This is a genomic window from Ventrimonas sp. (assembly GCF_048380235.1).
In the GTDB taxonomy this organism is placed as follows: Bacteria; Bacillota; Clostridia; order Lachnospirales; family Lachnospiraceae; genus Brotaphodocola.
Window position 1 is genome coordinate 1 of sequence record NZ_DBFCCJ010000082.1, and the last position, 18,054, is coordinate 18,054.

Annotated in this window: 15 protein-coding genes; 12 read left to right on the forward strand and 3 right to left on the reverse strand. The window is 49.7% G+C overall.

Features of this window, described 5'->3' with window-relative positions; genetic code table 11:
• Positions 1–175 precede the first annotated feature (175 nt).
• The 6 genes from ACMP1L_RS13145 (at position 176) to ACMP1L_RS13170 (ending at position 7,680) form a co-directional block, all read left to right on the forward strand.
• A complete protein-coding gene (locus tag ACMP1L_RS13145) occupies positions 176–556 on the forward strand; it encodes a hypothetical protein (RefSeq protein ID WP_418453289.1) in 381 nt (126 codons plus the stop codon).
• Between the two features lie 289 nt (positions 557–845).
• A complete protein-coding gene (leuB, locus tag ACMP1L_RS13150) occupies positions 846–1,931 on the forward strand; it encodes a 3-isopropylmalate dehydrogenase (RefSeq protein ID WP_418453290.1) in 1,086 nt (361 codons plus the stop codon).
• A 42-nt stretch (positions 1,932–1,973) separates the two neighbouring features.
• A complete protein-coding gene (gene ilvD / locus ACMP1L_RS13155) occupies positions 1,974–3,635 on the forward strand; it encodes a dihydroxy-acid dehydratase (protein ID WP_418453291.1) in 1,662 nt (553 codons plus the stop codon).
• A gap of 39 nt (positions 3,636–3,674) precedes the next feature.
• Positions 3,675–5,381, forward strand: coding sequence for a biosynthetic-type acetolactate synthase large subunit (ilvB, locus tag ACMP1L_RS13160; protein WP_418453292.1), 1,707 nt, complete (start codon positions 3,675–3,677; stop codon positions 5,379–5,381).
• A gap of 56 nt (positions 5,382–5,437) precedes the next feature.
• A complete protein-coding gene (gene serC, locus ACMP1L_RS13165) occupies positions 5,438–6,523 on the forward strand; it encodes a 3-phosphoserine/phosphohydroxythreonine transaminase (RefSeq protein ID WP_118733535.1) in 1,086 nt (361 codons plus the stop codon).
• Positions 6,520–7,680 carry a phosphoglycerate dehydrogenase gene (locus ACMP1L_RS13170; protein WP_418453293.1) on the forward strand — a complete coding sequence of 387 codons (1,161 nt, stop codon included), beginning with the start codon at positions 6,520–6,522 and terminating at the stop codon, positions 7,678–7,680. Before serC ends, ACMP1L_RS13170 begins: the two co-directional genes overlap by 4 nt.
• Positions 7,681–7,695: 15 nt before the next feature.
• Here ACMP1L_RS13170 and ACMP1L_RS13175 read toward each other — a convergent pair whose 3' ends face one another.
• Positions 7,696–8,580: a S8 family peptidase gene (locus ACMP1L_RS13175; protein WP_418453294.1), complete on the reverse strand. Its 885-nt coding sequence runs from the start codon at positions 8,578–8,580 to the stop codon at positions 7,696–7,698.
• Between the two features lie 568 nt (positions 8,581–9,148).
• Between ACMP1L_RS13175 and recA the strand changes: the two genes are divergently transcribed.
• From recA to ACMP1L_RS13200, 5 genes are all read left to right on the forward strand, one after another.
• Positions 9,149–10,231, forward strand: coding sequence for a recombinase RecA (gene recA, locus ACMP1L_RS13180; RefSeq protein WP_373242396.1), 1,083 nt, complete (start codon positions 9,149–9,151; stop codon positions 10,229–10,231).
• 55 nt (positions 10,232–10,286) lie between these two features.
• Positions 10,287–10,811 carry a regulatory protein RecX gene (locus ACMP1L_RS13185; RefSeq protein WP_418453295.1) on the forward strand — a complete coding sequence of 175 codons (525 nt, stop codon included), beginning with the start codon at positions 10,287–10,289 and terminating at the stop codon, positions 10,809–10,811.
• A 143-nt stretch (positions 10,812–10,954) separates the two neighbouring features.
• On the forward strand, positions 10,955–12,499 hold the full coding sequence (gene rny, locus ACMP1L_RS13190; protein ID WP_373242398.1) for a ribonuclease Y: 1,545 nt from the start codon (positions 10,955–10,957) through the stop codon (positions 12,497–12,499).
• 522 nt (positions 12,500–13,021) lie between these two features.
• Positions 13,022–14,197: a DUF819 family protein gene (locus ACMP1L_RS13195; RefSeq protein WP_418453296.1), complete on the forward strand. Its 1,176-nt coding sequence runs from the start codon at positions 13,022–13,024 to the stop codon at positions 14,195–14,197.
• A gap of 220 nt (positions 14,198–14,417) precedes the next feature.
• Positions 14,418–15,404 carry a hypothetical protein gene (locus ACMP1L_RS13200; protein WP_418453297.1) on the forward strand — a complete coding sequence of 329 codons (987 nt, stop codon included), beginning with the start codon at positions 14,418–14,420 and terminating at the stop codon, positions 15,402–15,404.
• A gap of 81 nt (positions 15,405–15,485) precedes the next feature.
• Here ACMP1L_RS13200 and ACMP1L_RS13205 read toward each other — a convergent pair whose 3' ends face one another.
• Positions 15,486–16,289 (reverse strand): MBL fold metallo-hydrolase, encoded by an 804-nt coding sequence (locus ACMP1L_RS13205; protein WP_177303804.1) that lies wholly within the window; start codon positions 16,287–16,289, stop codon positions 15,486–15,488.
• A 109-nt stretch (positions 16,290–16,398) separates the two neighbouring features.
• Between ACMP1L_RS13205 and ACMP1L_RS13210 the strand changes: the two genes are divergently transcribed.
• Complete coding sequence (locus ACMP1L_RS13210) at positions 16,399–16,902, forward strand: DUF1700 domain-containing protein (protein WP_118733544.1); 504 nt, start codon at positions 16,399–16,401, stop codon at positions 16,900–16,902.
• 32 nt (positions 16,903–16,934) lie between these two features.
• Here ACMP1L_RS13210 and ACMP1L_RS13215 read toward each other — a convergent pair whose 3' ends face one another.
• Positions 16,935–18,017: a M23 family metallopeptidase gene (locus tag ACMP1L_RS13215; protein WP_418453298.1), complete on the reverse strand. Its 1,083-nt coding sequence runs from the start codon at positions 18,015–18,017 to the stop codon at positions 16,935–16,937.
• Positions 18,018–18,054 lie beyond the last annotated feature (37 nt).

An 18,054-nucleotide genomic window follows, 5' to 3' on the forward strand; every position in this document is an offset into this window, starting at 1 on the left:
ATTATCTGGAGAGAAAGTAAACAAAGGTAGTTTGAGTTGTAAAAAATTAAAGTTCATTGCAACGAGAACGTATTATTTAACAGAAAGGAGAGCCGTCTAACGACGGGCGCATTCCTCCCACGACCTAAGAGGTCGGGGTATCCTGCGCTGTTTTATGATGAAGATGACGGGAGTTATGAAACGGGCGGCTGTGTTGTGCATGGCGGTGCTGCTTACTTTGTCTTCTGCATTCTTAAGCTATGCGGAGAACGGCTGGAAGCGCAGCGGAAGTGTATGGAATTATTACTATTCCAATGGCAAGATGGCTAAAAATACCTGGATCAAAAATGGAGATGTGCTGTTCTGGATCGAGGAGGACGGTACTATGGCCACATCCAAATGGCACGAACAGGACCATACCTGGTACTATCTGGATGCCAGCGGAGCAGCTGTGACCGGCTGGAAAGAAATAGACGGGAAGTGGTACTATTTCAAGGAAGATCATGCTATGGCTACGGAAGAAACGATCGGAAGCTATTATGTAGGCAAAGATGGGGCCTGGGACAGCCGCAAATAAGACAGAAAACGCAGCACCAGGGCACAGAAACGATAATATGAAATCAAAATATCGCCGTGAGGATATACCTTGCGGCGATATTTTTTTGTCATTTTATAACTGTAAATTATAGAGTTAATTCCAATCTTGTATAGATGTTTCTGAATAAATTCTGGCAGATCGGTTGAAAAATGGAAATAAATGCGTTAATATGGGAAGAAACACGTTATGATTCATACATAGCGCAAACAGACAGATACCCCAATCCCCTATGACCGGAGCGGGATGGATCAGAAAGAGGTAAGACACCATGAATTGTAATATCGTAACGATTCCCGGAGATGGAATCGGACCGGAGATTGTGCGCGAGGCGTGCAAGGTACTTGATAAGGTTGGGGAGGTGTACGGACATAGCTTCCAGTACACAAAAATTCTGATGGGCGGCTGCTCCATCGATGAATACGGAGTTCCGTTGACCGATGAGGCCCTGGAAACCGCAAAGAAAAGTGATGCGGTTTTACTTGGTGCTGTTGGCGGCAATGTAGGAAATTCAAAATGGTACGACGTGGCACCGAACTTAAGACCTGAGGCGGGGCTGCTGGCAATCCGCAAAGGCCTTAATTTATTTGCGAACCTTCGCCCGGCTTACCTGTACAAGGAGCTGGCAGATGCCTGTCCGTTAAAAAAAGAAAACATCGGCGACGGCTTTGACATGATCATCGTGCGTGAGCTGACCGGCGGTCTGTACTTTGGCGAGCGTCATACCGAGGAGGTAGATGGCGTGCTGCAGGCAACCGATACCCTGACCTACAACGAGAATGAAATCCGCCGCATTGCCATCAAGGCATTTGATATTGCCATGAAGAGAAGAAAACATGTCATCAGCGTGGACAAGGCTAACGTGCTGGATTCCTCAAGGCTCTGGAGAAAGGTTGTTGAGGAAGTAGCTAAGGATTATCCGGAAGTAAAGCTGGAGCATATGCTGGTTGATAATTGTGCCATGCAGCTTGTCATGAATCCGGGGCAGTTCGATGTTGTGCTGACCGAGAACATGTTCGGTGATATTCTTTCGGATGAGGCGAGCATGATCACCGGTTCCATCGGTATGCTGTCTTCCGCAAGCTTAAACGAGACCAAATTTGGCATGTACGAGCCAAGCCATGGCTCCGCACCGGATATTGCAGGTAAAAACCTGGCAAACCCGATCGCCACGGTCCTTTCCGCAGCCATGATGCTTCGTTATTCCTTTGATATGGATAAGGAGGCAGATGCCATTGAGGCAGCAGTTCAGCAGGTGCTGACGGAAGGCTACCGCACCGGTGATATTTATTCTGAGGAATGCAGGAAGGTCGGAACTATCGAGATGGGTGACCTGATTGCGGCACGCATCCAGTAAAAATGTATCATATACAGGAGTTCACATGAGGAGGAGTCAGATATGAGAAGTGATAATGCAAAAGCAGGAATGCAGCAGGCACCGGCCCGCTCTCTGTTCCGTGCGCTGGGATTAACCGATGAAGAAATGGAACGTCCGTTAATCGGTATCGTAAGTTCCTACAATGAGATCGTACCGGGTCATATGCATCTGGACAAGATTGTAGATGCAGTAAAGCAGGGTGTAGCCATGGCAGGCGGAACTCCGATCGTATTCCCGGCCATTGCAGTGTGTGACGGTATTGCCATGGGACATGTGGGAATGAAATACTCCCTGGTAACCCGTGATCTGATTGCTGACTCCACCGAGTGTATGGCACTGGCACATCAGTTTGACGCGCTGGTCATGGTTCCGAACTGTGACAAGAATGTTCCGGGCCTTTTAATGGCGGCAGCCCGCTTAAACATCCCTACCGTGTTCGTCAGCGGCGGTCCGATGTTAGCCGGTCACGTAAAAGGCGAGAAGCGCAGCCTTTCCAGTATGTTTGAGGCAGTCGGCTCCTATGCAGCAGGCCTTATGCCTGAGGAGGATGTCAAGGAGTTTGAGTGCAAGGTCTGCCCGACCTGCGGTTCCTGCTCCGGTATGTACACTGCAAACAGTATGAACTGTCTGACCGAAGTTCTCGGCATGGGCTTAAAGGGCAACGGAACCATTCCGGCCGTTTACTCCGAGCGTCTGGTCCTGGCAAAGCATGCCGGTATGGCGGTTATGGACATGTTAAAGAAAAACATCCGTCCGAGAGATATCATGACCGAGGCAGCATTCCGCAACGCCCTGACCATGGATATGGCTCTTGGCTGCAGCACCAACAGCATGCTGCATCTGCCGGCTATCGCCCATGAGGCTGGTGTTGAACTGAATGTAGACATTGCGAATGAGATCAGTGCAAAGACTCCGAACCTGTGTCATCTTGCACCGGCCGGACATACCTATATGGAAGATTTAAACGAGGCAGGCGGCATCTACGCAGTTATGAATGAGATCAGCAAGCTTGGTCTCTTAAATCTGGACTGCATGACTGTAACCGGCAGGACTGTTGGCGAGAACATCAAGGATTGCGTCAACAAGAATCCGGAGGTCATCCGTACCATCGACAATCCGTACTCCAAGACCGGCGGCATCGCAGTTCTGCGCGGCAACCTGGCACCGGATTCCTGCGTGGTAAAACGTTCCGCAGTGGCACCGGAGATGCTGGTACATGAGGGTCCGGCGCGTGTCTTCGACAGCGAGGACGATGCCATCGCAGCCATCAAGGGCGGCAAGATCGTAGCCGGTGATGTGGTAGTCATCCGTTATGAGGGACCAAAGGGCGGTCCGGGCATGAGAGAGATGTTAAACCCGACCTCCGCCATCGTTGGCATGGGCCTTGGCTCTACGGTAGCCCTGATCACCGACGGACGTTTCAGCGGCGCATCCCGCGGTGCATCCATCGGCCATGTGAGCCCGGAGGCAGCAGCAGGCGGCCCGATCGGCCTGGTGGAAGAGGGCGATATCATTGCCATCGATATCAACGCCAATACCATCAACATGAAGGTATCGGATGAAGAACTGGCAAGACGCCGCGCAAACTGGACTCCGAAGACCAAAGAGGTCAGCGGATACTTAAAGCGCTATGCTGCACTGGTTACCAGCGCAGACAAGGGCGCAATCTTAAAAGGAAACTAAGCGTAGACCGTAGCAGAGACAGATAAGGAGTGTTTTGACATGGCGGAAACCAGAGTATTAAATGGATCAGAAATCCTGATCGAATGTTTAAAAGAACAGGGTGTAAAGACCGTGTTCGGTTATCCGGGAGGAGCCATCTTAAATATCTATGATGCGCTTTACAAGCATCAGGATGAGATTACCCACATCCTGACCTCCCATGAGCAGGGCGCATCCCATGCTGCGGACGGTTATGCAAGAGTTACGGGAAAGGTTGGCGTATGCCTGGCTACTTCCGGCCCGGGCGCTACCAACCTGGTAACCGGTATTGCGACCGCATTCATGGATTCCATCCCAATGGTAGCCATTACCTGTAATGTTGGTGTGAGCCTGCTTGGCCGCGACAGCTTTCAGGAGATCGACATCACCGGCGTGACCATGCCGATCACCAAATACAATTTCATCGTAAAAGATATCAAAAAGCTGGCCGATACCGTGCGCCGGGCATTTACCATCGCGCAGAGCGGCAGACCGGGTCCGGTCCTGATCGATATCACCAAGGATGTGACTGCGGCAGAGTATGAATACACTCCGCAGGAGCCGGCTCCGATCGTGCGTCAGACCGATACCATCCGCGAGGAGGATATCGAGGCTGCGCTGGAGATGATCCGTAATAGCCAGAAGCCGTTTATTTTCGTGGGCGGCGGAGCAGTGCTTTCCGGTGCATCCGAGGAGCTGAGGGCGCTGGCTCACAAGATCCAGGCGCCGGTTGCCGATTCTCTGATGGGAAAGGGTGCGTTTGACGGAACTGATGAGCTCTACACCGGTATGCTCGGCATGCACGGAACCAAGACCTCCAACTTTGGGGTGAGTGAGTGTGATCTCCTGATCGTGGCAGGAGCCCGCTTCAGTGACCGTGTTACCGGCAATGCCTCCAGGTTTGCGAAGAATGCAAAGATCCTTCAGATCGATGTAGACCCGGCTGAGATCAACAAAAACATCCACACTCATGCAAGCGTCATCGGTGACTTAAAGATAGTTCTGCGCAAGCTCAACGCCCGTCTGGATCCGATGAATCATGAGGAATGGATCCAGCATGTAGAGCGCATGAAGGACATGTATCCGCTGCGCTATGATAAGACCCAGCTTACCGGCCCGTTCATCATGGAGACTATTGATGAGCTGACTAAGGGCGACGCCGTTATCTGTACTGAGGTTGGCCAGCACCAGATGTGGGCTGCACAGTACTACAAATACAGAAAGCCGAGAACCCTTCTTACTTCCGGCGGACTTGGCACCATGGGCTATGGCCTGGGCGCTTCCATCGGAGCAAAGATGGCCTGCGGCGATATGGGACATCCGGATACCCCGGTATTCAATATTGCTGGAGACGGCTGCTTCCGTATGAATATGAATGAGATCGCTACCGCCACCCGCTACAATATCCCGATCATCCAGGTTGTGGTAAACAACCACGTGCTGGGTATGGTGCGCCAGTGGCAGAACCTGTTCTACGGAAAACGCTATTCACATACTGTATTAAATGATGCAGTGGATTTTGTGAAGCTGGCTGAGGCCATGGGTGCAAAGGCTTACCGCGTGACCAGACAGGAAGATTTAAAGCCGGTTCTGGAGGAGGCTATTGCGCTTAAGGCTCCGGTACTCATTGAGTGCCAGATCAACTGTGACGACAAGGTATACCCGATGGTATCACCGGGAGCTCCGATTCAGGATGCATTTGATGACACCGATCTGAAAATTAAGTAGGATCGTTATCATATAATTATGAGAAATCTAATTCTATAAAGAAGGAGGAAGAAACAATGGGAAGAGTCTACAATTTCTCAGCAGGACCAGCCGTATTACCGGAGGAAGTCCTGAAGGAAGCCGCAGAAGAAATGCTTGATTACAGAGGCACCGGAATGTCAGTGATGGAGATGAGCCATCGATCTAAAGCCTTTGAGACCATTATCGAGGAAGCGGAACAGGACCTTCGGGATCTGATGAACATTCCGGATAATTACAAAGTGCTGTTTTTGCAGGGAGGTGCCCATCTGCAGTTCTCCGCCATTCCGCAGAACCTGATGAAAAACGGTGTAGCTGATTACATCATCACGGGTCAGTGGGCGAAGAAGGCATTTAAGGAAGCGCAGAAATACGGAAAGGCAGTGGCTGTTGCATCAAGTGAAGACAAGACCTTCAGCTACATTCCGGACTGCTCTGACCTGCCGATCGACGATGACGCAGACTATGTATATATCTGCGAGAATAATACCATCTATGGCACCAAATACAAAACCCTGCCAAATACTAAGGGAAAAACGCTGGTGGCTGACATCTCTTCCTGCTTCCTCTCTGAGCCGGTGGATGTAACCAAATATGGCCTGCTTTACGGCGGTGCCCAGAAGAATGTCGGACCTGCAGGCGTTGTCATCGTGATCATCCGTGAGGACCTGATCCGTGAGGATGTACTTCCGGGAACCCCGACCATCTGCCAGTACAAGGTGCAGGCCGATGCCAAGTCTCTGTATAATACCCCGCCATGCTATGGCATTTATATCTGCGGCAAGGTATTCAAATGGTTAAAGAAACGCGGCGGTCTTCAGGCCATGAAGGAGTACAATGAGAAAAAGGCGAAGATCCTCTACGATTTCCTGGATCAGAGCAAGCTGTTTAAGGGAACCGTTGCCAAAGAGGACCGTTCCTTAATGAATGTTCCGTTTGTCACGGGAGATAAAGATCTGGATGCAGAGTTTGTCAAAGAGGCAACTGCAGCAGGCTTTGTAAACTTAAAGGGACACCGTACCGTAGGCGGCATGCGTGCCAGCATCTACAATGCCATGCCGATGGAAGGCGTGGAGAAGCTGGTTGCGTTCATGAAGAAATTTGAGGAGGCGCATCAGGCATGAGAAAGATCCATTGCATCAACGCCATTTCTAAATATGGCACAGACCAATTCACAGAAGACTATCAGCTCACAGATGAGGTAAATGAGGCAGAGGGTATTCTGGTCCGCAGCGCATCCCTTCATGAAATGCAGTTTTCCAACTCCCTGCTGGCTATTGCCCGCGCAGGAGCCGGTGTCAATAACATTCCGCTCGATGCCTGTGCACAGGAAGGCATTGTTGTTTTTAACACTCCGGGTGCCAATGCGAATGGCGTTAAGGAGCTGGTGCTTGCCGGATTGTTCCTGGCATCCCGCAATATCGTGGGCGGTATCGAGTGGTGCAAAGAGAATAAAGAGGACGCAAACATTGCCAAATCTGCCGAGAAGGCAAAGAAGGCCTTCGCCGGCTGCGAGATCAAGGGCAAGAAGCTTGGTGTGGTAGGTCTGGGTGCCATTGGTGCTGAGGTTGCCAATACAGCCATTGCTCTGGGTATGGAAGTTTACGGCTATGATCCGTACATTTCTGTTAATGCGGCATGGAGACTGTCTCGTGATGTAAAGCATACCACCAGCCTGGACATGATCTGCCAGGAGTGTGATTACATTACCCTGCATGTTCCGGCTGTGGATTCCACAAAGGGCATGATCAACAAGGCTGCCATCGAGCAGATGAAGGACGGTGTGGTGATCTTAAACTTTGCCCGTGATCTTCTGGTCAATGAAGATGACCTGGCTGAGGCATTAAAGTCCGGCAAGGTAAAAAAATATGTGACCGACTTTGCAAATCCGAAGTCCGTGAACATGGACAATACCATTGTGATCCCGCACCTGGGCGCTTCCACGGAAGAGTCTGAGGACAATTGTGCGAAGATGGCAGTTCAGGAGATCATGGATTATCTGGAAAACGGAAATATCCGTAACTCCGTCAACTATCCGGCCTGCGATATGGGCGTGAAGAAGACGGCCTGCCGTGTGGCAGTTTTACATATGAATATTCCGAACATGATCGGTCAGATCACCGGAGTACTGGCTGCCGGAAAGATCAACATTTCCGACATGACCAACAAGAGCCGCGACAAGTTCGCTTATACCCTGATGGATCTGGAGCATACGCCGGATGACATCATGGTACAGAAATTAAATGCCATTGAGGGTGTCTTAAGAGTCAGACTTATCTGATCAGAAAACCGTACATTATTTTAAAAGGCTGGGGATATCGAGAAGTCCCCAGCCTTGCTGGTTTCTGGGGAGACCAAGATCTACGGCACGTTCCCGCAAAAGAAGCTTTACATCGCGGTTGGACATTTCCGGATTCTGCTCCAAAAGCAGGGCAATGGCACCGGAAACATAAGGAGTGGCCATACTGGTGCCGCTTTTTATGGTGTAACAGCCGCTCTGATTGCTGCAGCTTGTGATGGCCGCCCCCGGAGCTACAATATCCGGTTTACATACACAGGAACGGGTCGGTCCCCGCCCAGAGTAGTCGGACATGCGGCTGCCCATGACATTGACTACCCGGTCATCATCGGAACAGCCTACCGTGATGACTTTGCGGCTGATGCCCGGCGTGGTGATGGTTCCCCGCTTTGGTCCCATGTTCCCAGCTGCCACAACCACTACAAAGCCTGCATCCCAGATTTCTTCGACACCGCGCACCAGGGCAGATGTCTCACTCATGTTCCGGCCGGAGAACGAGCCGACGGACACATTGACGATACGAATGTTGAATCGGTCGCGCTGCTGCAGGATGAGGTGGAGACCGGCCAGGACATCGGAAACATAGCCGCCGCCCCGTTTGTCCAGCACCTTGACCGGAATGAGGTGGCAGCCGGGAGCGATGCCGCAGAACCGGCCTTTGCTGGCACTGCCGTCCCCGGCGATGATGCCGCAGACATGAGTGCCGTGTCCGTTATCATCATAAGGCAGCCGTCGTCGCCGTACCATATCAAAAAAGGCGGCGATCCGTTCCTGATAGTCTTCGTGGGGAAAGCAGCCGGTATCCAGTACGGCTACCCCAATGCCGCGTCCGGTGGGGTGGTCAGAACCGGATCCGGGAGGGAAAATGGGGGCCTGGCTCATGGGAACTCCCGGCTTTTTTTACTGTTATGGTATTCAGGAGAAGCACTTCCCGTACGTGTCCATACTTAAGAATATCTTCATAATCTATTTAAACATTATACAAACATTTCCGTAAGGCTTATGTTATACTAAAGTCAGAAAAAAGATATACATCTGAACTCCTTAAAACTTTTTTGAAACGAATATGTAAGAAAAAATCCTGTGCAACCATCACGGCACAGGATTTTTTTGTTTCATTTGACATGCTGTCTGCGGCATGCTATATTGAAGATGCAGTCCAGCGGGCCGTCCGGCCCATCTGATTATCCGGCCTTTCGCCAGAATCCACTTTTATCATTGAGAAAACCGATTCTGTTCAGAATATGCACCGTTCTTTGCAGTATCGGCAAAACCCTGTTGCCGGGCACACATGTGTGAATCAGTAAGGGAACAGCAAAAATCCTGCGGCTGAGCGGAAACAATTTGTTGACATTTGAAGCAGTTTATACTATGATTAAAACATTGAAAAGAACATTTGTTCGCAGGCTGAAATACAGAAAACTGCGAGGTTCTGCATTTGGAGGAAGATATGAATAAAGACGATAAATTAAAAGCATTGGACGCTGCCATCACACAGATTGAGAAGTCTTACGGAAAGGGCTCTATCATGAAACTGGGCGATTCCGGCACCAATATGAATATTGAAACCGTTCCGACCGGTTCCATCAGCCTGGATATCGCGCTGGGCCTTGGCGGTGTGCCGAAGGGCCGTGTCATTGAGATCTACGGACCGGAGTCCAGTGGTAAAACCACGGTAGCACTCCACATGGTTGCAGAGGTACAGAAGCGCGGCGGCATTGCCGGCTTCATTGACGCAGAGCATGCGCTGGATCCGGTATATGCAAAGAATATCGGTGTGGATATTGACAATCTCTACATTTCGCAGCCGGATAACGGTGAGCAGGCTCTGGAAATTACCGAGACCATGGTTCGTTCCGGCGCAGTAGATATTGTGATCGTGGACTCTGTTGCAGCTCTGGTTCCAAAGGCCGAGATTGATGGTGAGATGGGAGATTCCCATGTGGGCCTGCAGGCCCGCCTGATGTCTCAGGCACTGCGTAAGCTGACTGGTATCATCAGCAAGTCAAACTGCTGTGTGATCTTTATCAACCAGCTGCGTGAAAAGGTTGGAGTTATGTTCGGCAATCCGGAGACGACTACCGGCGGCCGTGCACTGAAGTTCTATTCTTCTGTCCGCATGGATGTGCGCCGTGTGGAATCCATCAAGCAGGGCGGCGAGGTGATCGGCAATCATGTACGTGTCAAAGTCGTAAAAAATAAGATTGCTCCGCCATTCAAGGAGGCAGAGTTTGACATTATGTTCGGTCAGGGCATTTCCAAAGAGGGAGATATTCTGGACCTGGCAGCCAAGGATAACATCGTGGAGAAGAGCGGTGCATGGTATGCCTACGGCGGCGCCAAGATCGGCCAGGGCCGTGAAAATGCCAAGACCTACCTGCGTGAGCATCCGGCAGTCTGCGCTGAGATTGAGACGAAGGTGCGTGAGAAACACGGCCTTCCGGCAGATGAGGCGGTAGCGGCCCTCGCAGCAGGCGCAGCAGAGGAAGAGGCGCAGGACGCAGCATTCACCGGTGCTGATGACGCTGAGTAATTCTATGAAAATATGGACTATACAGGGCGGAGAAGTACAGGTGCAAAGTCTGCCCATGGAATCTTTGCAGTCCGGAAAACAGCAGAATCCGGCGGCAAACAGAAAGAAAGCAAACGGTCAGAACAGAACAGTCCGGGAGTGCGCCCTCGCACTCCTGGAGTTTCGTGACCGGACCGAGCGGGAACTTCGCCGGAAGCTGAAAGAGCGTGAATACAGCACAGAGGAAATAGATGAGACGGTACTCTTTTTAAAAGAGTACCGTTATTTAGACGATGCGGCTTACGCGGGGCGTTATATCCGCACCTGTGCCGCACGGAAAAGCCGCCGGCAGATCCGGGCAGATTTAGAGCGCAAGGGAGTATCCCGTGAGATCATTGATCTTCAGCTTCAGGAGGAATATGTGGACGAGGACAGCCAGATCCGAAAGCTTCTTGAGAAGAAAGGATATGAACCCGGAAAGAGCATGGAGCCTGCAGAATACCGTCGTCTTATGGGGGCACTTGGCCGCCGCGGATTCTCCGGTGAGGCAATCCGCAGAGTCATGGAAAGCATGCGTGAGGAGTATGACTCGTTCCTCTGATTGTAGCTGCAGAACGTATAAGGCTGCTTCCATTCAGAAAATTCGTGCCCATGAAAGGTATCTTATTGACATAGTGCACAAAACAGTTTAAAATTGAAGTGTTGTATTGGTGTACAATGAAAATTAAATAAGGAGGTGCTCCTGTGTCAACGATAATAGCAGTTGTAATTACACTGTGTGTTGTGGCGCCTATTACCTGGGCTGTTGCGACCGCGCATCGGAAGAATGCTTACGAAAGCAAGATCGGAACCGCGGAAGAAAAAGCCAGGGAAATAATAGATGAAGCGTTAAAGACGGCAGAGACAAAGAAGCGAGAAGCTCTCCTGGAGGCAAAGGAAGAGTCTTTAAAGACTAAGAATGAGCTGGATAAAGAGACAAAGGAAAGAAGAGCTGAACTTCAGCGCTATGAACGACGTGTGCTGAGCAAAGAAGAAAACCTGGACAAAAAAGCAGAGAACATGGAACGGCGGGAAGCCGGACTTGCATCCCGTGAGGAAGCCTTGAACAAGCGTAACAGCGAGGTTGAGGCCCTGTACGAAAAAGGAATACAGGAACTGGAGCGTATTTCCGGTTTAACCTCCGAACAGGCAAAAGAGTATCTGCTCAGATCTGTTGAGGCAGAGGTCAAGCATGATACTGCCAAGATGATCAAGGATCTGGAAAACAAGGCAAAAGAAGAGGCTGACAAAAAGGCAAAAGAGTACGTGGTCACTGCAATCCAGAGATGTGCTGCAGACCATGTGGCTGAGACGACTGTGTCAGTCGTACAGCTTCCGAACGATGAAATGAAGGGTCGCATCATTGGCCGTGAGGGTCGTAACATCCGTACCCTTGAGACCATGACCGGCGTAGAGCTGATCATCGATGATACTCCGGAGGCGGTGGTATTATCCGGCTTTGATCCGGTACGGCGTGAGGTGGCAAGAATTGCCCTGGAACGTCTGATCGTGGATGGACGTATCCATCCTGCAAGAATCGAAGAGATGGTAGAGAAAGCGCAGCGTGAAGTTGAAGCGAATATGCGTGAGGATGGTGAGGCTGCAGCCCTTGAGGTTGGCATCCATGGAATCCATCCGGAACTGATCAAACTGCTTGGTAAGATGAAGTTCAGAACCAGTTACGGTCAGAATGCGTTAAAGCATTCTATCGAGGTTGCACAGCTGGCAGGTCTGCTGGCCGCAGAGGTCGGAGCAGATGTGCGTCTGGCAAAGCGTGCCGGTTTACTGCATGACATTGGAAAATCCATTGACCATGAGATGGAGGGCTCCCATGTACAGCTTGGTGCAGATCTTTGCAGAAAGTACAAAGAGTCTCCTACTGTTATCAACGCAGTAGAATCCCATCATGGTGATGTTGAGCCGCAGGGTCTGATCCCGTGCCTGGTACAGGCTGCAGATACGATTTCCGCAGCAAGACCTGGTGCAAGAAGAGAGACTGTGGAGACATATACCAACAGATTAAAACAGCTTGAAGAGATCACAAACTCCTTCAAGGGAGTTGACAAGTCCTTTGCCATCCAGGCAGGCCGTGAGGTTCGTATCATGGTTATCCCGGAGCAGGTAAGTGACGACGATATGGTCCTGATGGCACGTGAGATTTCCAAACGCATCGAGGATGAGCTGGAATATCCGGGTCAGATCAAGGTCAACGTGATCCGCGAATCCCGTGTGACAGATTACGCAAAATAATCGTTTTCATGCGGACAGCAGCACAGTATATCAACAGAAATGAAAGACCGGTATTGAGAAAATGCCGGTCTTTTTTATTTCATAGGAAATTGCGTCCTATGAAACAAAAAGCGCTCCGCAGGGATGCGCACTCGGCGCAAAGGTAGATGGTTGCTGAAGCAACCGCGCCTCGGCGCGAGAATGTGCCAAGGCACATTCTTTTTTATAAGCATATTTATGTCTGAAAATTGACTTTTTTACTGTTACCCTTTATACTACATAGAAGAAAAGTCAAAAAAAGAAACGGCAATGTGAAGGGGCATTACACCATTCGAGAAGTCACTTAAGGGGCCAGAACATGATTCTGGCCCTTTTTGTATGGTAGGAAATTGTGTCCTATCATACCTCACATTGTCCTGCGGTCCGTGAAAAGATATTGAAATGGGGAAGGAGGGGAAGGGGAAAAATTCAACCGCCTGTTTTGACTTGTTCTGAAAAAAATGAAAGCCCACCGATATTTGGTGGCGGAATGGAGCATTTCAAATGATTCATGATGGATTTATCTATCTGGCCACTTTAATGCTGTTGGCAGCAATTTTGGTCAATCTTCCTGTGTACCTGCGGGGAAAGGGCGCACAGACTTTTTTTAAATTTGCACCGCCGATCGTTCTGATCTATTTAGGCATGATGCTTTTATGCACTATGAAAGTATGGGATTTGCAGGATACGTCAGCCGTTTATGTAGCAATTAAAAATCCATTACTCTACGCGATGCTGTTTTTAATGCTGCTTCGTTGTGATCTGAAAAAGATTATTAAATTAGGACCGAAAATGCTGATCGGTTTCTTCTCAGCAAGTATTTCAATCGGTGTTGGTTTTGTAGTAAGCTATGGTATTTTCCATAAATTACTGGGCCCGGACAGCTGGAAAGCACTTGCAGCACTGTGCGGAAGCTGGTTAGGCGGCGGCAGTAATATGCTGGCGGTTCAGGCAATTCTGGATGTAAGTGAAGAAAGTCTGGCATATGCCCTGGTAATGGACTCGGTTTGTGCAGTGATCTATGTTATGTTCCTTCTGTGGGTGATCAATTTCTCTAAGGAATTCAACTCCTGGACAAAGGCAGATGTACGTCTGATCGATGAAGTAGGAGCATCTCTGGAAAAAGAGGCAAGGGAGGACAAGAGACCTCTTGCATGGAAAAACATGCTTCTTTTGATCGGTGTATCCTTTTTTGTATCCTCTCTGTCCAAGGATGCCGGTGTTATGGTTGCTTCCGTTCTGCCTGTTTTTGATAAGGCAACCTGGACGGTCCTTCTCGTAACAGCTGCCGGCCTGATCGCAGCGATGACTCCGCTTGGAAAGATTAAGGGAACGGAAGAGGTTTCCAATATCATTCTTTACATTGTCGTTGCGATGATCGCTTCCAGAGCAGATATCTCTGCTATGGGAAATGCACCGGTATGGCTGGCAGCCGGATTCCTGATCCTGCTGATCCATGTAACGGTTATGGTAATCCTCGCAAAGCTGATCCGGCTGGATATCTTTACCTGTGGCGTTGCTTCTCTGGCGAATATCGGAGGAACTGCGACAGCACCGGTACTTGCAGGCGCATACAGTAACGCGCTGGTTCCGATCGGTATCCTGATGGCTCTCCTCGGCAATATTATTGGAACGCCGGGCGGCGCATTTGTAGGATACTTAATGAGCCTGATCGGTTAGAGAACAACAATTGAAAAACGGGTAACACAAGAAAAACGAAATGAAAGACCGGTATTGAGAAAATGCCGGTCTTTTTTCTTACGTTTTTATGAGAAAACTTACGAATCAGGATGGCATCTTGACATTGGAAAAGAGATGTAATAGAGTAAAACTGTAATAATCCAGATCCATAGAAAAAGCTGAGTATCCAGCAATAAATCATAAAAAGAGAGTGGGGAAGATGATGAGTAAAAAGAAACTGATTGGTATGATTACCATCGCAGCTCTCCTGGCAGGGCTGATGGCAATGCCGGTTATGGCGGCAAGCAGAAAAAAAATTAAAACTGTCAGTCTGAAGGTAGAAGCATCGATCACACCGGAAACCAGGGTCGGCTCGGAAGATGTAGATGTAGAAGTAAAAGACAGCGCCAAGTATTCCTACGATACATACGAGGTAAACAACAGTGGCTTTGAGTGGGAGGCTACTGATGTTCCGGAGCTTACCATTTATCTGCGCGCAGAGGACAGCTATTATTTTGCAGTTACGAAACTGAGCGACGTCAAAGTAGATGGGGCAACTCTTGTGAAAGCATCCAAACAGGATTCCTCAGAAACCTTAAAGGTGGTAGTAAAGCTGCCGTCTCTTTCTGAATATGTGGCAGATTTCTCTGAGGAAGAGACCGTAACACTGACTGACAATGGTTTTGCAGTCTGGAATCCAAGTTCCGGAGCGGGCAGCTATGAGGTCATGGTGTATCGTGATGGAAACACAGTCGGCGTGACTGCGCGTACCGTAGCAGAGACAAATTACAATTTAAAGAACGAAGTGACCAGACCGGCAAATTACCAGGTAAAGGTCCGGCCGGTGAATGGAGAGAATGCTTCTAATAAGGGCAAGTGGGTAGAATCCAACAGTGTTTATTACAACGCAGATCAGGTGAAGGCAATCCGTGCCGGCGAAGTAGGAGGTTTGCCGGTATCCGGAGAGTGGAAGAGCGATACAACTGGCTGGTGGTATCAGCATAGCGATGGAACCTATACGAAGAATGCCTGGGAAGAGATTGACGGCAAGTGGTATATCTTCGATGAGAACGGCTATATGAGAACCGGCTGGATCGACTGGAACGGTGAAAAATACTATTGTGACAATTCTGGTGCAATGCTGAAAAATACTACAACTCCGGATGGATATATTCTGGATTACGATGGACGGATCAAGAATGATTAAAAAAATACGATAACAAAAACAGCCCAGACATTAAGTCTACGGGCTGTTTTTGTTTGAAAGAAAACATTTGTTGCAGAAATGTTAAAGCGCTATAATATCCCGGTCTTCCGGCACATAGAGATTTCCATGATAGTAAGTCTTTCCTTCGGTCATGTAAAGCTCTTTCCGCTTTCCGACGGATTTGTCTTCGGTATGCCAGAGCACCAGATTCGGAATATGCAGGCTTTCAGCCAGCTCGGCGGCATCCTTAACGGTGCTGTGGTGCTTCTCGTAAGGCTTGAAGCGGTCACGCTCTTCATAGAGACAGAATGCCTCGTGAAGCAGCCAGTCGCTGCCTTTCACATAAGGCTCGCAGTCCGGATTGTAAGGCTCATCACCGGCACAAGTCAGCTTTTTGCCGTTTTTCAGAATGGTGGTGAAGCCAAACTGCCGTGCTTTTGTGGAGTGGATATCGAAGAAGGTGACATCGTAATCCAGGATATGCAGGGTTTCGCCGTCATGGACCGGGATCAGATGAATGCGGTCGCCGATAAGACGGTAGAATTTGTCCTGCAGGGTCAGCTTACAGAAGGTGTCAATGGTGGATACCAGGCCATCGTGGCAGTAGATCTGGAAATCCCCGTCGTATTTGCCGTTTTTCATGCGGGTAGCAATGAATCGGACCAGCCAGATCACACCGAGGATGTGGTCGGTATGCTCATGGGTCACGAACAGATGATGGATCTGCGGATAATCGATCTTCATATCCTCCAGAATCCGCAGGATGCCGTTGCCGCCGCCGGCATCGACCATGAAATACTGGTCGCCGTCACGCAGGGCAAAGCAGGTATTGTAATAATGAGTGGCATTGGCGTTGCCGGTGCCGAATACGTAAAGCTTTTCCATAGGATGTCATACTCCTTATCATTTCGTGAAAACTTGTAACTGTTCAATTTGCAGTATTTATGGTACTATACTTCTAGAAAAAAAGCAACCTGAGAGGAGGCATACCGAGTTGAACAGAGAAGAATTTCTGCGGGGACTGGAGAATGCGCTTTCCGGCAATGTTCCGCCGTCTGTGGTGCGGGACAATCTCCGTTATTACGATGATTATATTCGTTCCGAGCGTCAGAAGGGACGTTCGGAATCTGACATTATGGATGAACTGGGAGATCCGCGTCTGATTGCCCGTACCATTCTGGATACAACGCCGGGAGCGGCAGAGGGTGAGTATGAGGAGTATCATCCGTTCGGCAGTTTTGCCGGAAACAGCGGCAGAACCAGTCAGCAGGAGGAGCCGCAGCAGGCCCAGTATGGCAATTACGGCGGAACCGGAAATATCCACTACTACAACCTGAACAAGTGGTACTGGAAGCTTCTGGCTGTTGTGGTCGTGATCTTGTTTTTTACACTGGTGCTGACCATTATAGGCGGAATTCTGACACTGGTGATTCCGCTGCTGCCGGTGATCGGCATTGTGATCCTGGTCATGTGGCTGGTTCGCGGTCCGCGAGGCTGAAATATCTGAATAAAAATGCAGTCTGCACTCTGCTAAGGAATTGCAGGGTCACGCATTTCAAGAACCCGGGAATATTCTTTTGTTTCCGGGTCTTTTTTTGTTTCGGAGCGGTTCAGCTGCAGAAACCGGACAAGCTGGTAACAGTCAATCCAGATCTCGTTATTTCCATCCTTCTGGGATTCATCAAAGATGAGCTGAAGCCCAAAATGCAGATGCGGCTCATCGATATTGTTCGTGTTTTCCGTGCGGCTATAGCCGGTGCGGCCCAGATAACCGATCACATCCCCGGCCTGGACGATGCTGCCCTCCTTTAAGGCTTTGTGATAGGGATAGTTTTTTCGCAGATGTGCATAGTAATAGTAGCGTTTTTTGTCAAAGCTGCGGATCCCAAGCCGCCAGCCTCCGTACTGGTTCCAGCCGATAGCCTCCACATAGCCGGATTCCACGGCAATGACGGGAGTTCCTACCTGGCCCATCATATCATGTCCGAGATGCTGGCGCTTGAAGCCATAGCTGCGGGAAACACCAAAATCGTCATAATCCTGATAGGGAAAATGCTTAGCAATGGGAGAGAAGGCTTTTAATCCGTATTTGGTAACCCAGGACAGGCTGCCGTTTTCTGCCGGCTCCTGAATTTCATAAGTGCCGACCATGCCGCCAAGAACTGCAGTGTAGGCCTCCAGATAATAGGCGTAGTATTTCATGTTTTCTGTCAGGGTCTGCATGGATTCGCCACCTTTTATACGTTCTGCCAGTGTATCCATGTCGGTAGTGCGGAACCGGGAAAAATCGCCTCCGTAACGAGCTGCAAGGTAAGCGAGAAGCTCGATCCAGTTTAGGTGGCAGTCAGATGTAAAGCTGTCTACATCCAGACGGAGAGCCTGACGCAGCGCTTCATCCGGAACAGAAAAATCGACCCACTTAATATACTTTTTTTCTTCTGTTTGAGCGGAGTCTGACGGAGTGGCGTTTTGGGTGCTGGAAAAAATGGCTCCGGAAGATAGCTTCCGGGAGAAAACAGAAAGGCAGAGGGCCGTCAGGATCAGGATTTCCGCGGTAACCACAAAACGGAGAAAGCGGGAAAGGGCATATTGAAACAGGAGAGAAGATTTCATGGGTCTGCTCCCTCGGCTTTTTACCATTTTATGGGTT